Genomic DNA, 14,665 nt, shown 5'->3' on the forward strand with positions numbered 1-14,665 from the left:
GACGAGACAAGCGATGGAAAAGGTCGCTCTTCTGGGCCAGGTCGAAGGGAAAGGCTCTAGGCACGACAATTTCGTCTTCAATCCATTCTACAAGTGGGTCGCTGATCTATTCCCAGCGGAGACTGGAGTGAGAATGAGACAGTTCAGATACCTGATGAACTACGCCAACATCCTGACCATGATGAACGCAGATAGGAGGGCTAGGATAATCATCCGCGGACAGGCAAGAGCTCTGATAACCCATTATGAAGACATTGACACAGCTGCGAGGCTGATCCTATCAGAGATAGCTGCACCCGTGCCGAGATTCAAGGTAGACTTCTACCGGAAATACGTGGTCCCCTGCTTCGAAGGGAACATAACCATCAATGCAAAACTATCTATGAAAACAGGGACGGAATTGAAGTTCGAAGGGGAAGAGCCAGTTACTGTAAGGCAGATACAGGAGTACTGCAAAGACAAGGGCAAGAATGTGGGGAGGTCGTGGCTGATCAAGACGATTCTCGAGCCCTTGGAAGACGCGGGTTACCTGGAAGTCGGGACTGACCAAGTAGACAAGAGGAGGAACGTCTACAAGCCCCTTCATGGAGCTCAGAATTCTGAGATATTCATGGAATCCCGGTATCCTGACTATGGACAGGTGAGAGAGAGCCTAGAATCATTCCAGAAAGAATTTCAGAACACGGACCAAGAAATGGCATTCATACTTGCGGATGGAACTTTGGTTGATGATCTTCAGAAAATTGTGGATGCTCTAATGAAATCGTACCCTTCCTTCAGAAACAATTGCTGAACGATTAGGGGGACTCCATGAGCACAGCGGGCTTCGTTAATCTGCGATTAACGGAATATCTCAGAATATCATGCTTTCCGGAGCCCGGTCGCACCCGATTCTGGTACCATGCTTGCTAAACCAGGCTTGGTCCACTATTAATTCGAACCTGGTTTGATAGGATTCAATTTCTCCAACGCGCGTCCCTATGTGCAGCGAGGTGCCGCGGGCCGGATTTGAGCCGGCGACAACCCGGTCTTCAGCCGGGTGCTCTCCTTAACCCAATGTGTCAGGCTGAGCTACCGCGGCACCGAGACCCGCGGACAACGGTTCTCGCTTAAGCCTTTCGAAGGATTGGTTAGTCTTCCCGCCACTTGAAGAACCGCACGGCCAGGGCGAATATGATGACCGACAGCACCGCGAGGACCCCGAGGTCGACCAGGGCCGCCCCGTAGTTCCCGTAGATCATGACATTCGTGAACCCCTCGATGACGTAGTAGAGCGGGAGCACATGGGCGATGCTCTGCAGGTACGCAGGCATCCCTGAGACCGGGAAGAACGTCCCTGAGAGGAACATCATGGGGAAGGTCACCAGGTTGCCGACCACCGCCGCCGATTCAGGGGTGGTGGAGGACGTCCCGACCAACATCCCCAGGGACACGAAGAGAAGGGGCCCCACGAGCAGGAACGGCAGAATCCCCAGCGAGAGCGTGATGTGGGCCCCGAAGAGGAAGACCCCGGTGCCTACCATCAGGACGAACGAAATCAGAGTCATGAGGACATACCAGATCACCTTCGAGATCAGCCATTCCGTCTTGGTCAGCGGCGTCAGCGAAAGGGCCTTGAAGATCTTGTCCTTCTTGTACTCCGAGCTTATGTTGACCAGGGCGAACATCGGGCTCGTCAGCACCGAGAACCCTATCAGCCCCGGAACCAGGAAGTCGATGTACTTGTAGGACGAGGAGGTCGCGGACCTGGCGGTGACTCCTATGAGGTGGACCCCGGTCGCCCCGTGGAGGTTGAAGGCGTTCACGAACTCCCTGGTTATCCCTGACACCACCGCGCTCGTCGACGAGGCGGGGTTTCCATAGATGGTCACGTTGACCGGTTTGTTGGCGATGTAGTCCGCGCTGAACCCCGAGGGAATCACAATCCCGTCAGAATCGGAGTGGGACGAGAGGTACTGGGTGAAGTTCTGGCCAGTCGGCACAGAGACAAGATGCAGTGTAGAGGTGCTGTTCAGGGCGGAGATGAACCCCGACCCCACCGGTCCCGAGTCCTGGTTCTGAACATACACCGTGGTCGAGCCGCCGCTCCCCGAAAAGATCGCCCCGAAGAGCAGGATAAGTATCACCGGGAAGATCAGGGTGAAGAATACTCCCACCTTGCTGCGGATGTATCCCTTTCCGAAGACCGAAAGGTCAGCCAGGGTCCTCCTCATGCTAACCATTGATTCTCGCCTCCACTGCGTCGTTCGCCTTGTCCCCCATCGGTTCGCCCACCATCCTGAGGAAAATGTCCTCCAGGCTGTCCCTCTTGGTCGTCATCTCAGAGTATGGAATCCCCGACTCGGACATCGAGCCGAGGGCGAGGAGCGCGTCGTTCTTCTGGCCCAGCTTGACCGACACCTTCCCTGAGGTGTACTCCACGTTGAGTTTCGTGTTCTGCCTCAGGTAGTCGGCCATCTCCTTCCCCGCGCGCACCGTCAGCCTCTCCCCCGAGCCGTGCTTCGAGATTATCTCGTCCACGGTGCCGTGGGTGATAATCTTCCCGTGGTCCATTATCGCGACCCTGTCAGCAAGCTCCTCCGCCTCTTCCAGGTAGTGGGTGGTCAGCAAGACCCCCCTCCCCTCCTTCCTGAGGTTCCGTATGACCTCCCAGACCGCCCTCCTCGCCGCCGGGTCCAGGCCCGTGGTCGGCTCGTCCAGGAAGACCAGCTCCGGGTCGTTGACAAGCGACAGTGCCATCCCCATCTTCTGCTTCTGGCCCCCCGAGAGGTGCATGAAGTAGACGTTCCCGGCGTCCTCGAGTATCACCTGTTTCAGTATCTCGTCTGCGTCCACCTTCACTCCGAAGAGCGCCGCGTAGTACCTGATGGCTTCCCTGGGGGTCGGATAGTCGAAGAACTTGAAACCCTGTGGAATCACTCCGATCTTCTTGTGGAGGTCGTACCCCTTCGCCCAGGGGTCGAGCCCCAGCACGCTCACCTGTCCGGCGTCCCTCTGTCTGAGGCCTTCGAGGATCTCTATGGTCGTGGTCTTGCCCGCCCCGTTCGGTCCGAGCATCGAAAAGACTTCTCCCTGTTCGACGTTGAAGGAGATGCCGTCGACGGCGTGAAGGTTCCCATAGGACTTCGAGAGTGAATCGACAGCTATGGCGCTCGTCAATTGCTCCCCATTCTCCTCCCCGATTTGACCCCAGGCGGAACCCCCCAATAACCTCGTCGCCCCGATTACAGTGGCTTTGCAACCTCGTCCAGTAGGGCCATCGATGTCGTCCTTGGACCGCCTAGTCCAGGCTCTGGTCTCCCGAAGCCTTCTCACCTTGGGAAACCCTAGCTCTTCGACCTGTTGCTTTCTCTCTGGACGGACTTGCGGAGTCGGTTTAGCTCGGCAATCTTTTCCTTGTATTCCCTTTTCTTCTTCTTGTTTCCCTGTATGCGCGCCTGGTCGTATAGCTTCCTCAGTTTCTCTTCTTCTAAGGCGTAATCGGACAACTTCGGAAACCAAGGCCCAGGGTCATAATATCTCTTTCAGATACCCGTCACAAAGGTCCAATATGCGCCAATGGAGCGTTGAATGACCTGAAAAGCTACCGGAACCATCCCCGACCCCATCTGACCCCTTAACTACCTTCGAATCTCCACGCATCGCCAATGCCCCAGACGAAGGCGATAGTGAGCATCGAGAACGTCGTTGCTTCTGCCTCAATAGATCAGAGGGTCGACCTCAACCTGATAACCAAGAAATTTGTCGACGTAGAGTATCATCCCGACCAGTTCCCTGGACTCGTATTCCGGCTGAAGGACCCAAAGACGGCCACCCTGATTTTCAGCTCCGGGAAGATGGTCTGCACGGGTGCGAAATCGGAGCAGCAGGCAAGAAAGGCGGTGCATGAGGTCGTCAGGAGGTTGAAGAAGCAGGGCATTCCCATCAAGAACGAGGCAAAGATACAGATACAGAACATGGTGGCATCGGTGAACCTTGGAGGGAAGATTCACCTAGAGGAAGCGGCTAGAACGCTACCAGGCTCGATGTACGAGCCAGAACAGTTCCCCGGCCTGATCCACAGGATGCCTGACCCCAAGACAGTGATCCTTCTCTTCTCCTCCGGGAAGCTCGTCTGCACCGGAGCCAAGCGGGAGGGTGACGTTTACAGGGCAGTGAACAACCTGCACGTGATGCTTGAGGAAAAAGGGCTCATGATTTATTGACCTTTCCCGCGACCACCGACGGCACTTCCTGAGGCCGTGGCCGCCCAACTCCTTTCGCAGAAGCGTTGACCGTGACTGTTCTTCTCCTGGTAGCAATCACGACAAGCTATCGAAGACGAAAGAGATGGGTCGCTTCAGTCGGAGGAGGACTAGAGTGGAAGGGCAGTTCCTCCCCCACGATCAGCCGACTGCTGTTCAAAGGTGAACTATTAAGTTCCCTCGGGCCAGACCTCGTCCGCCGAAACGGAAGTGTAGGGGACAAACTAGATGTCGATACCAACCCAGCTGCAGCCGTTCCTGAACACGGTACCGGAATGGGCTCTTCTCCTCTCTCTTCTGCTGGTATCTTTGGCCCTGGCCTTCGCGGGCAGGCGTGTCGTCAAGGTTCTAGCATTCCTGCTGGTGGGACTGATAGGCGCTTCCGTGGGCGGCATTCTAGCAGCACAATACCTCGCAGGCGCTCTGGGGACTTCGATCGGGGCCCTCGTCGGCTTCCTCCTCGGAGGCCTCATCGGGCTGCTCCTGATCCGATTGGGCATAGGACTGGCCATTGGCTACGCCGCCTACGTGCTCACGACGACGTTCGTCTCAGGCAACACGATACCCCTCATTGTCGGCTTCGTCTTCTTCATTATTGGTGCAGCTTTCTATAACAGGATACTCGGCTTCATCACCGCGGTCGCAGGGGGCCTCCTCTTCTTCGACGTGCTGACGCTCTACGGCCTGGGCTCGACTCGATCAATTGTCCTGGCAGTCGTATTGACCCTGGCGGGAATCTGGGTCCAGGAACGGCCGGGCCGAAGGAAGTCATCCCAACAGGCCTCAGCGCCGGCCCCGACGGGCACCTGATTCCTGCTTCAGACCTTTCCGGCCCACTCGACCAGAGCCTCGAGCAGCTTCCTCAGCGTCTCCCGGGTCTTCTCATCGATTAGCTTCAGGTCCTTGTCCAGCTTGTCCTGGGCCCTCGCCACGTAGAGCTGAGGACTGTTGATCGGATGCATGTTCAGGTCCACCATGATCTGCCTGAGGTGGAGCTGGGCCCTGGCCCCTCCCCTGGGGCCGTCGGAGGCGCTGATGATTGCCGCTGGCTTCCCTTCCCAGGAATTGTCGTCCGAGGGCCTGTTCCCCCACTCGATGGCGTTCTTGAGCAGTGCTGAGATGGAGTAGTTGAACTCCGGGGTTGAGAAGAGCACCGCGTCCGACTGTTTGATCTTCTCCTTGAACAGCCTCACTTCGGCCGGCATCTCCGCTTCCAGGTCCTGGTTGTAGATCGGGAAGCCTGAAACGTCGAAGATCTCCAGTGCGACGCCCGGAGGAACCAATTCCTTCGCGGCCTGCAGGATGGCAGTGTTGAAGGAGCCTCTGCGGGCACTCCCAGAGATTCCAAGAATGTGGATTCCGCCGACCGGCTGGTTGGCCTTGGTTTCAAAGAGCTGGCTCGACAAATCAGAAACCCTGGAGCCCACCCAAGCCTATCGCCATATCAACTTGATGGAGCTAGACGCTGAAATGCGAACGTTCAGTCGTGATACTTCTTCTCGCCCGCTGGAATCGGGACCTTGAGCCAGTTCTCGGCCGGCGGCAGCGGGCAGATGTATGCGTCGCTGTAGGCGCAGTAGGGGTTGTAGGCGTAGTTGAAGTCTACGGCGTACTTGTCGTCATGCTGCACCTCTAGGTCTAGGTAACGGGCGGCTCCGTAGCTCTCCTTCCCTGAGGTGCCATCTCTGAACGGGATGAAGATGCTCTGGTCCTGTCTTTCTGCCGACTGGTAAGCATGGAGCACCACCGCCTGTCCGCCGACGGAAAGCTCGAATCGGCCTATGTCGTTGAACAGCTGCCTCGTCCCCTTGCTGGTGGTCATGATCACACTCCGGGTCAGGGGGTCCCGACGGAGCGAGGTCTCGAACCTGAAACTGGGGTCCGTGTCGAAGTACTTCAGGCCCTGGAAATTGGCCTGGCCCTCATGCCCCAGGGGCGAGTCATGGTCCGTCCTGAACTGCTCGTCCTTCTGTTCCCGGAACCTAAGGAGGGCTCGGTTCCACGTCTCAACGTCCTCTGGATTCATTACCTACACCTCCGAATTGGACAGCCAGAACAAGAACCTTTCCGATTGAAGCCCGCCTCTTAGGGTAGCGTCAAATATGGCGCCTCTGCGCAATGGCATCGTGGAAACTCGCAAGCCTCCGGGGCCGAAAGGCCCAAACGTTGCCTTCGTCCTCCTCGCCTCTGGTCTCGTAGTTACACTGGGGCTCATTTCGTCGCTATCTCAACCCCAGTCCAGTGCTCCACCGTTCAGTAATCCTGCTTATTTGGTCCCCGCCGCGAACCAATGGGGCAGATGCACTGTCTCCAACGGTACCCAATCATCGGGCGAGTTGTGCTTCGGGGCTCTTTCAGACGCGGTCGTTTTCAACTGCGCGAGAGAAGCGGCTTCTCCCTCCGGATGCAGGACGACTGTGGTCAGCGTGTACGACCAAGAATGGAATTACAATCTTACCATATGGTTCCCTTACTACAACGCAAGCATTCCTGACAGAAACTGCGCCCTGACGCCTCCGCTAGCATCGGGACTATTCCATGGATGGTGTATTATGGTCGGTCAGAATTCATTCGTCGTAAGCAACCCCGGTCCCGAACCGACCTAGTCGCAACTCCGTACCAAACTCCGCTGTAGAGAACAAATTCAGGTCTAGTCAGGCCCTCATCGGGTTTATCTCGTAGGCATCCTCGCATTGCAAGGTACCACTGTGTCAGGAGAAAGAAGGCTTGCCGCCATCTTTGAGGAGCTGAGAAAGGACCCAAGGTTCCCAGAGTTCTGCCGCAAGGTAGGACTCCCCGTTTGAGCGGCCTCGCCTTCGTCGTCCACAAGCACAAGGCCACCTCCCTCCACTACGACCTGAGGCTCGAGATCGGAAGTGTGATGCCCTCCTGGTCCGTCCCCAAGGGCCCCACCCTCGACAGCAAGGTCAGGAGGCTCGCCCTTCCGACAGGAGACCACACCTTGGATTACCGCCACTTCGAGGGGGTCATCCCCAAGGGCCAAGTGGGGGGAGGGCCCGTCATGATATGGGACGAGGGGACCTACAACCCCGAGCTCGAGGTTGGCAAGGGCCTCAGGAAGGAGGTGACGGGAAAGGAGGCCGACGAGGTCGCACGGAAGAGCCTCAAGGACGGGAATCTGAAGTTCCGGCTCTACGGGAAGAAGCTCAAGGGCTCGTTCGCGCTCGTCCGCACAAATCTACTTGGAGGGAGGGAGTCGTGGCTCCTGATCAAGCACAGGGACGAGTTCTCAAAGGAAGGCTACGACGCCAAAGACGATGACTTCTCGGCCGTCAGCAACCGCTCGCTCGCCGAGATCGCCGCCCAGGGCTCGAGCCTGTGAGTAGAGTAGAACCATCGCAAAAAAGAGAGGTCCGGGTCAATCGACCCGAAGCTTACTTTGCCTTGTCTTGCCAGAGACCGACGACGTTGCCTTCCGTGTCCTTGAAGTAGGCGGTGAAGCCCATGTCTCCCACTGCGTTCTTCTTGCCGACGGCCTTCCCGCCTAGCTTGGACACGTTCATGATGGTCGCGTCGATGTCGGCCACCTTGATGGTGACCGTTGGTGCCTGGAGTGCTCCGCCCTTCTTCCCCATGCCACCGTTGATGGCGCCTAGGGAGGTGGGCTGACCGTTCTGGTCTGACATCGTAGTGCCGACCATCCAGTACTCCATGTTTTCCCACTGGTTGAACTGCCAGCCGAAGGCCTTGTTGTAGAAAGCAGACGCTCTCTTGGGGTCCTTGGCAGGTAGCTCGAAGTGAACTACTGAATCCATGGTTAGGGAGACCCCTGGAGGGTATTTAAGGCGAGAAGGAAAAACAGGGTTTGACGGAGATTCTAGCTGAACCGAAGACTTGTGGCGACTTCCATGGGATGGCTACGCCGCGCTACTTGCTGAGCAACCGCCACGACATCACGATTCCCACCGCGGAGAAGAAGGTCGCGAACCCCAGCACTACCGTGAAGTCGAGCCAGAGGGCATAGGATCCGGTCGCTCCTATCAGCAGCTGCCGGATTCCATCGATGGCGTAGCTCACAGGGTTGACCCTCACGACGTCCTGCAGCCACAACGGCATGATCTTCACTGGGAAGAGGGCGTTGCTCGCGAAGAGCAGAGGCAGGTTGAGCAGGTTGATTATCGCCATCTGCGTCTGCCAGTTACTCGACCTCAGCGAGAGCATGACGAAGAGCCCGGAGAGGCCCATGGCGACCAGGAATATGACCACGAACGTCCCGGCGAGCCCCACCACCGTGAGGCTGCTCGTATCCATTCCCAGGGCGATGCCAATCCCCAGGACTACCGCAGCCTGGATGAGCGACCTTATCACGCTCTGGAGGATTTTGCCCATCACAATCGCCCCTCTGTTAACCGGGGTGCTCAGCGCCTTGTTCATGAAGCCGAACCTCCTGTCCCAAACCACCGACATGCCTGCGAAGGTGGAGCTGAAGAGTACGATGAAGACGAGCATCCCGCACACCAGGTACGAGAAGTAGCTGGTGGTCCCGAAGAAGCCCAGCAGTATCGCGTTGGCGTTGACCCCGCTCGGAGCCCCCGCCGTGATGAAGGAGCTGAAGTTCAGGGCCTTGCCGAAGAGTCCCATCCAGATCACCGGCTGGATGAGCGAGATTATCAGCTGGTACGGGTTCGTGTACCACTTCCTCAGGTCCCTATGGGTCAGGGCCCACAACCCATGCAACGGGCTCGTGTTGAGCTTGGGGCTCGGCATCGCCGCCAGCTTCTGGCCCTCTACGACCGGCGTCGGGCGCTCCAACACAGGGGTCTGGGCGCTCGCTTCCTTCACTGCCAGCTGTTCCTTATCCACCAATTCTCTCCCCTACGACCTCGATACCCGCATCGTCCTCCTCTGGTTCATCATCGCCCACTTGTTGGTCTCCTCCTCCCTCAAAGTGCGACCCGTCAGCTCTAGATACGCCTCATCCAGGCTTGGCCTCGTCAGAGAGATCTTAGAGACATGCAGTCCCTTCGACCGAATCACGTCAATGATCTGCGGGGACGCTTCCTCTCCCGCCTCCGCCTTGATACGGTACTCGTTGTCCGTCTTCCTGACCGACTTCACCAGGCCGATCTTCGCGATGTCTGAGGATATGTCGGGCTCCGACTCCCTCACACCGACGACTATCACGTCCCCCCCGACCGCAGCCTTGAGCTCGTCCGGGGTGCCGATCTTGACAATGTGTCCATGGTCGATGATCGCGATTCTGTCGCAGAGGGAATCGGCCTCTTCGAGGTAATGGGTCGTCACAAACAGGGTCATGTTGTAGTCCTTCTTGAGCTGACGGATGTACTTCCAGACGGCCGCGCGAGTCTGGACGTCAAGACCGAGGGTCGGCTCGTCGAGGAACAGGAGTCTTGGGTAGTTGATTAGGCCGCAGGCTAGCTCCAGCCTCCTCCTCATCCCTCCTGAGAAGGTGCTCACCTTCCTCTTGGCTGCGTCTTGCAGCTCGACCAGCTGGAGGAGCTCGACCGCATGGCGCTTGGAATCGCTCCGGGGGATGCCGTAGAGGTCCGCACAGAGCAGTATGTTCTCATAGCCTGTCATGTCCTCGTCGGCAGTGTAATCCTGAGGCACGACCCCGACGCTCCTTCGCACCTCGTTCGCGTCCTTGTGAAGGTCGAAGCCGCACACCGTTGCCGTCCCCGAGGTTGGAGGAATCAGAGTCGTAAGCATGTTGATTGTGGTGCTCTTCCCTGCCCCGTTCGGACCCAGGAACCCGTAAATCTCTCCTTCATTCACATCGAAGCTGACCCCGTCCACGGCTTTGACGTTCTCCCCGAATGACTTCGTCAGGCCTTCGACTTTGATGACCTTCCCGACCTCAACCATGAGACATCTCCCTTGTCATCGCAGAGGGTTCGTTTTGAACTTGGCGCTAGCCCCTTCTCCGCTGGGCCACTCGATTCAACATAGGTCCAGGGCATCGGACAGGGGTTCTGTACTAAGAGCCTTTCCAGGAGAACGGAGAATGGAAGCCGTTCTTGTCGGAGATCTCCCAGTTCATTCCGTAATCGCCGTAAGTGAATTTCCTCGACTTCGCTACGTAGACCAGGGGCTCGGCGAAGGGCGAGTTCTCAATCGCGCTGACCTTGCCGTTCGGCCCCATCACATCTTCGACCTCGAGGTCCAACACGTTGGATATGTTCAGGCTCCGCTTGTTGCCACTAATCTTGTACCTGATTGGGAGTGATTTCGCCCCCAGGATCTCGCCTATTAGCGGTGCGAGGCCTGCAGGGTTTCCTCCGTGCTTTCCTCCGTATATCCCTCCCAGAGCCTCAGCCTGGGCCTTGCTCGCGTTTGAATCAAGATACAGGCCCGCCTTCCATTTCACTTTCTGCATATGGCCCGGAGAGTACACAGCCAAGGCAGCGTTCAGCCCGTCCAGCTTGGTGTCACCGAACTTCCCCTTGTCGATGTGCCACGCCAGAAGGACCGTGCAATCGCTTCCAGTCGGAGGGCTGAGGAATATGCATGGGCAGGTAAGCTCGCAGTTGCACGCCTCGAAGTAATCTCCCTTCAGCTCCCACTTCGTCAACCGCATTCTTCCCTAACAGGTTAGGATTTAAGCCTGCCATAGCTCCCATTTGGGGCCGATGTCCAAGACTGCCACCTCTAATCTCGGTTTCAAGCTCTCGATTGGCGTACCCTTGCTAGTAGTAGCCATCGGGGCATGGTACCTCTCAGCCATCCTCTACCAGGCCTCTTCGCCCCTGGGGATGGCCTCCATGGCCCCTACAATTCCAATCATCACAATGTCAAGCATGTTCACCGCCCCGGACACCGGCATAATCGCATCTTTCCTCGTGCTTTGGTTGGTCGGGATGATAGCGATGATGTTCCCTGCCATGGTCCCAGTCATGTCGTTCTATTCCCGGCTGACAACCAAGGAGGAGAAAAGGCCCAGGCTTTCTCGATTGGCGGGGCCTCCGGCATTCCTCAGTGGCTATCTTTCGCTCTACCTCTTGCTGGGGGCAGGCCTGTTCGCCGCTGTCTATGCAGTCTTCCAGCTGAGTCTTATCCTGCCCTGGTTGTCGCCGTTATCAGTCATCGGCGTGGCGGCCGTCCTTTTCGCCACCGGGGTCTGGCAGCTGACCCCTCTGAAGGAGAAGATGCTGGGCCAGTGCATCTCCCCGATGGGGTTCTTCGTAACCCATACGAAGAAGGGACTCTCTGGGGCGTTTCGGATGGGAGCGGAACACGGAGTCTACTGCGTGGGGTGCTGCTGTCTGTACATGCTCGTGATGCTGGCAGTCGCGGCGATGAGCTTAGTCTCCATGATCCTACTCTCAGGCCTGATCATCGTCGAGAAGGCCTTCGTAGGCAAGGCCGCATGGTTCAAGTGGCTCTCGGCGGGGATTTTCTTCGCCCTTGGCACGGTTGTAATCATCGCTCCGTCCACTCTGGCGGCTCTCTGAAGCTAAAATGCAAAGGTTGGTTTCCAAGCCCCCGAAGGGTTGAACCCGACGGAGAAGTACCCAGGTCAAGGATTACTGATGAGGACCATCGCCGGCCGATTTCTTGAAACTCTCAATTCTGCTCAGCAGCTTTGACTTGATCTCCGGGTTCTTCGTCTCATGTGGATTGGTGGACCGGCGTTGAGACTAGTTGAAATCAGAAGGCTCGAAGGGGGTTAAATAACGGACCGACATCGCCAGACGAAGATGAGGACACGTCGCGGATTCTCCAAGATCCTCGTCGCGGCCGTTGTCGTCGTGTTGGTGGCCCTTATGGCGGGGTACTTCGTCTTCGTCTGGTCTCCCTTCCGGCCGTCCAGCACGTCATCGACCACCAGCACCATCAGCACGCCCGCGAATTTGATGGCAGCGATTGAGCCAACTTCGCAGACTGCCTGCGCCGGGCGACCCTATAGCAACTCCTCTCTTACTATCAACTGGGGGAACCTCGCCCCAACCACCGAAGGAATCCAGTACCTCTGTCTAGAGAACACCGGGACCACGCCTGTCACAATCACCGTCGGCTCGACCCTCTCACCCTCCGTCGGCAGAGTCACCTCCCCCAACTCCGGAACGGTCCTGAACGGCAGAGGAATCATCGAAGTTGAGCTGGATCTGTGGCTCACTTCGAGCGTACAGGCGGGGCCGGTCTCGACATTCACCATAACAGTAGGTGCGAAGAGTTGATCAAGAGACTACTCCCCACAGTGGTCATCGTCCTGCTCCTTACTTCAGTCGTATCTGCATCCACGTCTTCGTTGGCAATCACGAGCAACGCGAACGTGGTGGCGTTCGCCCCCATGAACCACAAGTTCGACTACGTCGTCGTGATTCTGATGGAAAACCAGGCCCTGAATTCGATCATGCAAGGCTCGTCATCCCCCTTCATGAAAGGCCTCGCAAACAACTTCTCCCTGGCGACCCACTATACTGGGGTAGCCCATCCAAGCCTTCCCAACTACCTCGCTCTTCTGTCCGGGCAACCTTTCATCAACTGGGCCACCGCTGACTGCGGACCGACCGGGGACACGGGCATGTGCACGGCCAACAACGCCACGAATTTGGTTGACAGACTTGAAGCCCACCACCTGACCTGGAAGGCCTACGTGGAAGACTACCCTGCGAATGTTACGAAGGCCCGTTCGTCCGGGGGATGCTACCTGGCAGAAGAGGGACCTGGCAACTTCATCGCCAGGCATGTCCCCTTCCTCTACTTCAACGACATCATAGACAGCCCCGCACGCTGCTCAAGGGTCGTCCCAGCCAATTCAGTGATGAGCACCAGCCAGGAGACCGACGACTTGTTCCTGAAGGATCTGAATTCGGTCTCAACCGCTTCGAACTTCATGTGGCTCACCCCGAACCTGCTCGACGATATGCACGATTCCACGGCCGCCTTCGGTAACAAGTACCTCTCTAATGTCGTCCCTCAGATTCTGAACAGTACCCTGTTCAGAACACAGAACGCAGCTCTGTTTGTCGTCTTCGACGAAGGGGTCAACCCCTACCCGTCCGACTTGATCTACGCAGTCTGGGCCGGCCCGCACGTGAAGACGGGGTACCGGTCCTCGGTCCAATATTCGCAATATTCGTTCCTGGCCACCATCGAGCAGAACTGGGGCCTTCACCCGTTCACTTCCAACGACGTCAACGCGCCGAGCATGTTCGAGTTCTTCAACTAGTCAACCCAAGGACGCCACGCGGCTATGGTGAATACTGTGACCTATTGTGCACGGCGCGATATTCCGAAGACTTTTAACAGGCTATCTGGCCGCGGGTTGCAATTGGATATGAAAAGGTCCAATCTGTCAGTAATTCTACTCATTAGTCTCATCATCACATCAGGGTTCATCGTCTTCTTCCCTCCCCGCGTGGCGAAGGCAAGCAGCGGAGTAGTCGCAGTCGACTACTATCATGTCACGGTAGGTAACATGACAAGCTACAGAGCCGACGGCATACCCCCGCAGTACTCGGACCAGCAGGCCGACATGAAGAACATGTGGGGCAACCTTACTGCAGCGGGCTACACCGTCAACACACAGCTGCTCAACAAGACTACTCCCATATCTTCGAGCGATCTGAGCGGAGTCAGCGTCCTGTTCATCGGCCAGATCTATCACGGCAATGCGATTTGGAACTACACCCCGTCCGAGGTCGCGGCCATCAAGAGCTGGTTCCAGACCGGAGGCAAGCTCATCATGGTCAGCGGGACTAGCAACTACGCCTCCGGCAACGCCACCGCGAACTTCAGCCTGCAACTAGCCGTCCCCAACATGCTTCTGGGCGCCATAGGTTCGTCGCTGCGTCTCGACTACGGCGAGGTTACGGACCAGCCAGGAGTCGGGGCTGCAGGGGCGGGCTTCAGGGTATACGCGAACGCTGGCGACAACGGCATCAACACGCAGGGATGGGCGGCCACCCTGACCAGCGGCACGTCCAAGGTCAGATTCCACGGGACCACGAACGTCATCGGCTACCTCAATGGCAAGTACGTCTCCTTCGACCAGCTCCCCACAGACACTGTGGCTTGGCTCTACCGCACCAGTCCGCAGGGAACTCTCCAGGCTCAGGGAGCCGCAAACACCCTAGTGACTCCGAGTGGGGCGCCCGGTCAGTGGACGCTCTCCGCAGCAGAGAAGGTCCCCGAAGGGAGCACCTACAGCAAGGTCGTGCTCGGGGGCGCTGGCTTCATCGGCTCATACATCACCTCGGCCACAACGGAGTTCGGACAGAACGTCACCTACGATGGGTACAAGTTCGTCGTGAACGCTGTCAACTGGGGGACGACCGCTGAGAGTGTCCCCACCAACTACACCTCCTATCTCATCATTGGCGGGGTCGCAGCAGCAATCGTCATCATCGCAGTCGCAGCAGTCTACATGATGAGAAGGAAGCCAAAGGCAATGCCGGCTCCGGCAAGCTAGGCTCTCCTTCCTCCCTCCCTTTTAT

The 14,665-nt window shown here is 57.5% G+C and carries 17 protein-coding genes and 1 tRNA gene; 8 read left to right on the forward strand and 10 right to left on the reverse strand.

What is annotated here, in order from left to right; all coding sequences use genetic code 11:
• Positions 1–13 precede the first annotated feature (13 nt).
• On the forward strand, positions 14–793 hold the full coding sequence (locus tag OK438_04700; protein MDA4124736.1) for a hypothetical protein: 780 nt from the start codon (positions 14–16) through the stop codon (positions 791–793).
• Between the two features lie 200 nt (positions 794–993).
• Here the strand turns inward: OK438_04700 and OK438_04705 are convergent.
• The 4 genes from OK438_04705 to OK438_04720 all read right to left on the reverse strand — a co-directional run bounded on the left by OK438_04705 (position 994) and on the right by OK438_04720 (position 3,488).
• Positions 994–1,081: transfer RNA gene (locus tag OK438_04705), tRNA-Phe, on the reverse strand.
• A gap of 49 nt (positions 1,082–1,130) precedes the next feature.
• Positions 1,131–2,222 carry an ABC transporter permease gene (locus OK438_04710; GenBank protein ID MDA4124737.1) on the reverse strand — a complete coding sequence of 364 codons (1,092 nt, stop codon included), beginning with the start codon at positions 2,220–2,222 and terminating at the stop codon, positions 1,131–1,133.
• Positions 2,215–3,159 carry an ABC transporter ATP-binding protein gene (locus tag OK438_04715; GenBank protein ID MDA4124738.1) on the reverse strand — a complete coding sequence of 315 codons (945 nt, stop codon included), beginning with the start codon at positions 3,157–3,159 and terminating at the stop codon, positions 2,215–2,217. Before OK438_04715 ends, OK438_04710 begins: the two co-directional genes overlap by 8 nt.
• A 167-nt stretch (positions 3,160–3,326) precedes the next feature.
• On the reverse strand, positions 3,327–3,488 hold the full coding sequence (locus OK438_04720) for a hypothetical protein (GenBank protein ID MDA4124739.1): 162 nt from the start codon (positions 3,486–3,488) through the stop codon (positions 3,327–3,329).
• A gap of 159 nt (positions 3,489–3,647) precedes the next feature.
• On the opposite strand from OK438_04720, the gene OK438_04725 reads away from it, so the two are divergent.
• A complete protein-coding gene (locus OK438_04725) occupies positions 3,648–4,205 on the forward strand; it encodes a TATA-box-binding protein (protein MDA4124740.1) in 558 nt (185 codons plus the stop codon).
• Between the two features lie 267 nt (positions 4,206–4,472).
• Positions 4,473–5,054 carry a hypothetical protein gene (locus OK438_04730; protein ID MDA4124741.1) on the forward strand — a complete coding sequence of 194 codons (582 nt, stop codon included), beginning with the start codon at positions 4,473–4,475 and terminating at the stop codon, positions 5,052–5,054.
• A gap of 8 nt (positions 5,055–5,062) precedes the next feature.
• On the opposite strand, the gene OK438_04735 is transcribed toward OK438_04730, so the two are convergent.
• Together OK438_04735 and OK438_04740 are read right to left on the reverse strand one after the other, a co-directional pair.
• Positions 5,063–5,650 (reverse strand): NAD(P)H-dependent oxidoreductase, encoded by a 588-nt coding sequence (locus OK438_04735; protein ID MDA4124742.1) that lies wholly within the window; start codon positions 5,648–5,650, stop codon positions 5,063–5,065.
• Between the two features lie 74 nt (positions 5,651–5,724).
• A complete protein-coding gene (locus OK438_04740; protein MDA4124743.1) occupies positions 5,725–6,270 on the reverse strand; it encodes a DUF1684 domain-containing protein in 546 nt (181 codons plus the stop codon).
• 774 nt (positions 6,271–7,044) lie between these two features.
• Here OK438_04740 and OK438_04745 point away from each other — a divergent pair.
• Complete coding sequence (locus tag OK438_04745) at positions 7,045–7,587, forward strand: DNA ligase (protein MDA4124744.1); 543 nt, start codon at positions 7,045–7,047, stop codon at positions 7,585–7,587.
• Between the two features lie 52 nt (positions 7,588–7,639).
• Here the strand turns inward: OK438_04745 and OK438_04750 are convergent, their stop codons facing one another.
• The 4 genes from OK438_04750 to OK438_04765 all read right to left on the reverse strand — a co-directional run bounded on the left by OK438_04750 (position 7,640) and on the right by OK438_04765 (position 10,797).
• Complete coding sequence (locus OK438_04750) at positions 7,640–8,020, reverse strand: VOC family protein (GenBank protein ID MDA4124745.1); 381 nt, start codon at positions 8,018–8,020, stop codon at positions 7,640–7,642.
• Between the two features lie 112 nt (positions 8,021–8,132).
• A complete protein-coding gene (locus OK438_04755; GenBank protein ID MDA4124746.1) occupies positions 8,133–8,972 on the reverse strand; it encodes an ABC transporter permease in 840 nt (279 codons plus the stop codon).
• A gap of 108 nt (positions 8,973–9,080) precedes the next feature.
• The gene (locus tag OK438_04760) at positions 9,081–10,091 is read right to left on the reverse strand and encodes an ATP-binding cassette domain-containing protein (GenBank protein ID MDA4124747.1); all 1,011 of its coding nucleotides are present in this window, start codon (positions 10,089–10,091) and stop codon (positions 9,081–9,083) included.
• A gap of 112 nt (positions 10,092–10,203) precedes the next feature.
• The gene (locus OK438_04765) at positions 10,204–10,797 is read right to left on the reverse strand and encodes a DUF1326 domain-containing protein (GenBank protein ID MDA4124748.1); all 594 of its coding nucleotides are present in this window, start codon (positions 10,795–10,797) and stop codon (positions 10,204–10,206) included.
• A 58-nt stretch (positions 10,798–10,855) separates the two neighbouring features.
• On the opposite strand from OK438_04765, the gene OK438_04770 reads away from it, so the two are divergent.
• The 4 genes from OK438_04770 to OK438_04785 all read left to right on the forward strand — a co-directional run bounded on the left by OK438_04770 (position 10,856) and on the right by OK438_04785 (position 14,640).
• Positions 10,856–11,677 (forward strand): DUF2182 domain-containing protein, encoded by an 822-nt coding sequence (locus OK438_04770; GenBank protein MDA4124749.1) that lies wholly within the window; start codon positions 10,856–10,858, stop codon positions 11,675–11,677.
• 246 nt (positions 11,678–11,923) lie between these two features.
• Entirely contained in the window at positions 11,924–12,403 is a 480-nt protein-coding gene (locus OK438_04775) for a hypothetical protein (protein MDA4124750.1), read from the forward strand.
• The gene (locus OK438_04780) at positions 12,400–13,398 is read left to right on the forward strand and encodes an alkaline phosphatase family protein (GenBank protein ID MDA4124751.1); all 999 of its coding nucleotides are present in this window, start codon (positions 12,400–12,402) and stop codon (positions 13,396–13,398) included. Before OK438_04775 ends, OK438_04780 begins: the two co-directional genes overlap by 4 nt.
• Positions 13,399–13,500: 102 nt before the next feature.
• The gene (locus tag OK438_04785; protein MDA4124752.1) at positions 13,501–14,640 is read left to right on the forward strand and encodes a hypothetical protein; all 1,140 of its coding nucleotides are present in this window, start codon (positions 13,501–13,503) and stop codon (positions 14,638–14,640) included.
• Positions 14,641–14,665 lie beyond the last annotated feature (25 nt).

The organism is Nitrososphaerota archaeon (assembly GCA_027887005.1).
GTDB lineage: Archaea > Thermoproteota > Nitrososphaeria > Nitrososphaerales > Gagatemarchaeaceae > UBA183.

Bases quoted from the DNA above. Each gene is read 5' to 3' on its own strand.
- OK438_04725 (MDA4124740.1), top strand. From the start codon at position 3,648: ATGCCCCAGACGAAGGCGATAGTGAGCATCGAGAACGTCGTTGCTTCT.
- OK438_04755 (MDA4124746.1), bottom strand. From the start codon at position 8,972: ATGCCGAGCCCCAAGCTCAACACGAGCCCGTTGCATGGGTTGTGGGCC.
- OK438_04710 (MDA4124737.1), bottom strand. From the start codon at position 2,222: ATGGTTAGCATGAGGAGGACCCTGGCTGACCTTTCGGTCTTCGGAAAG.
- OK438_04700 (MDA4124736.1), top strand. From the start codon at position 14: ATGGAAAAGGTCGCTCTTCTGGGCCAGGTCGAAGGGAAAGGCTCTAGG.
- OK438_04775 (MDA4124750.1), top strand. From the start codon at position 11,924: ATGAGGACACGTCGCGGATTCTCCAAGATCCTCGTCGCGGCCGTTGTC.
- OK438_04730 (MDA4124741.1), top strand. From the start codon at position 4,473: ATGTCGATACCAACCCAGCTGCAGCCGTTCCTGAACACGGTACCGGAA.
- OK438_04760 (MDA4124747.1), bottom strand. From the start codon at position 10,091: ATGGTTGAGGTCGGGAAGGTCATCAAAGTCGAAGGCCTGACGAAGTCA.
- OK438_04770 (MDA4124749.1), top strand. From the start codon at position 10,856: ATGTCCAAGACTGCCACCTCTAATCTCGGTTTCAAGCTCTCGATTGGC.
- OK438_04750 (MDA4124745.1), bottom strand. From the start codon at position 8,020: ATGGATTCAGTAGTTCACTTCGAGCTACCTGCCAAGGACCCCAAGAGA.
- OK438_04740 (MDA4124743.1), bottom strand. From the start codon at position 6,270: ATGAATCCAGAGGACGTTGAGACGTGGAACCGAGCCCTCCTTAGGTTC.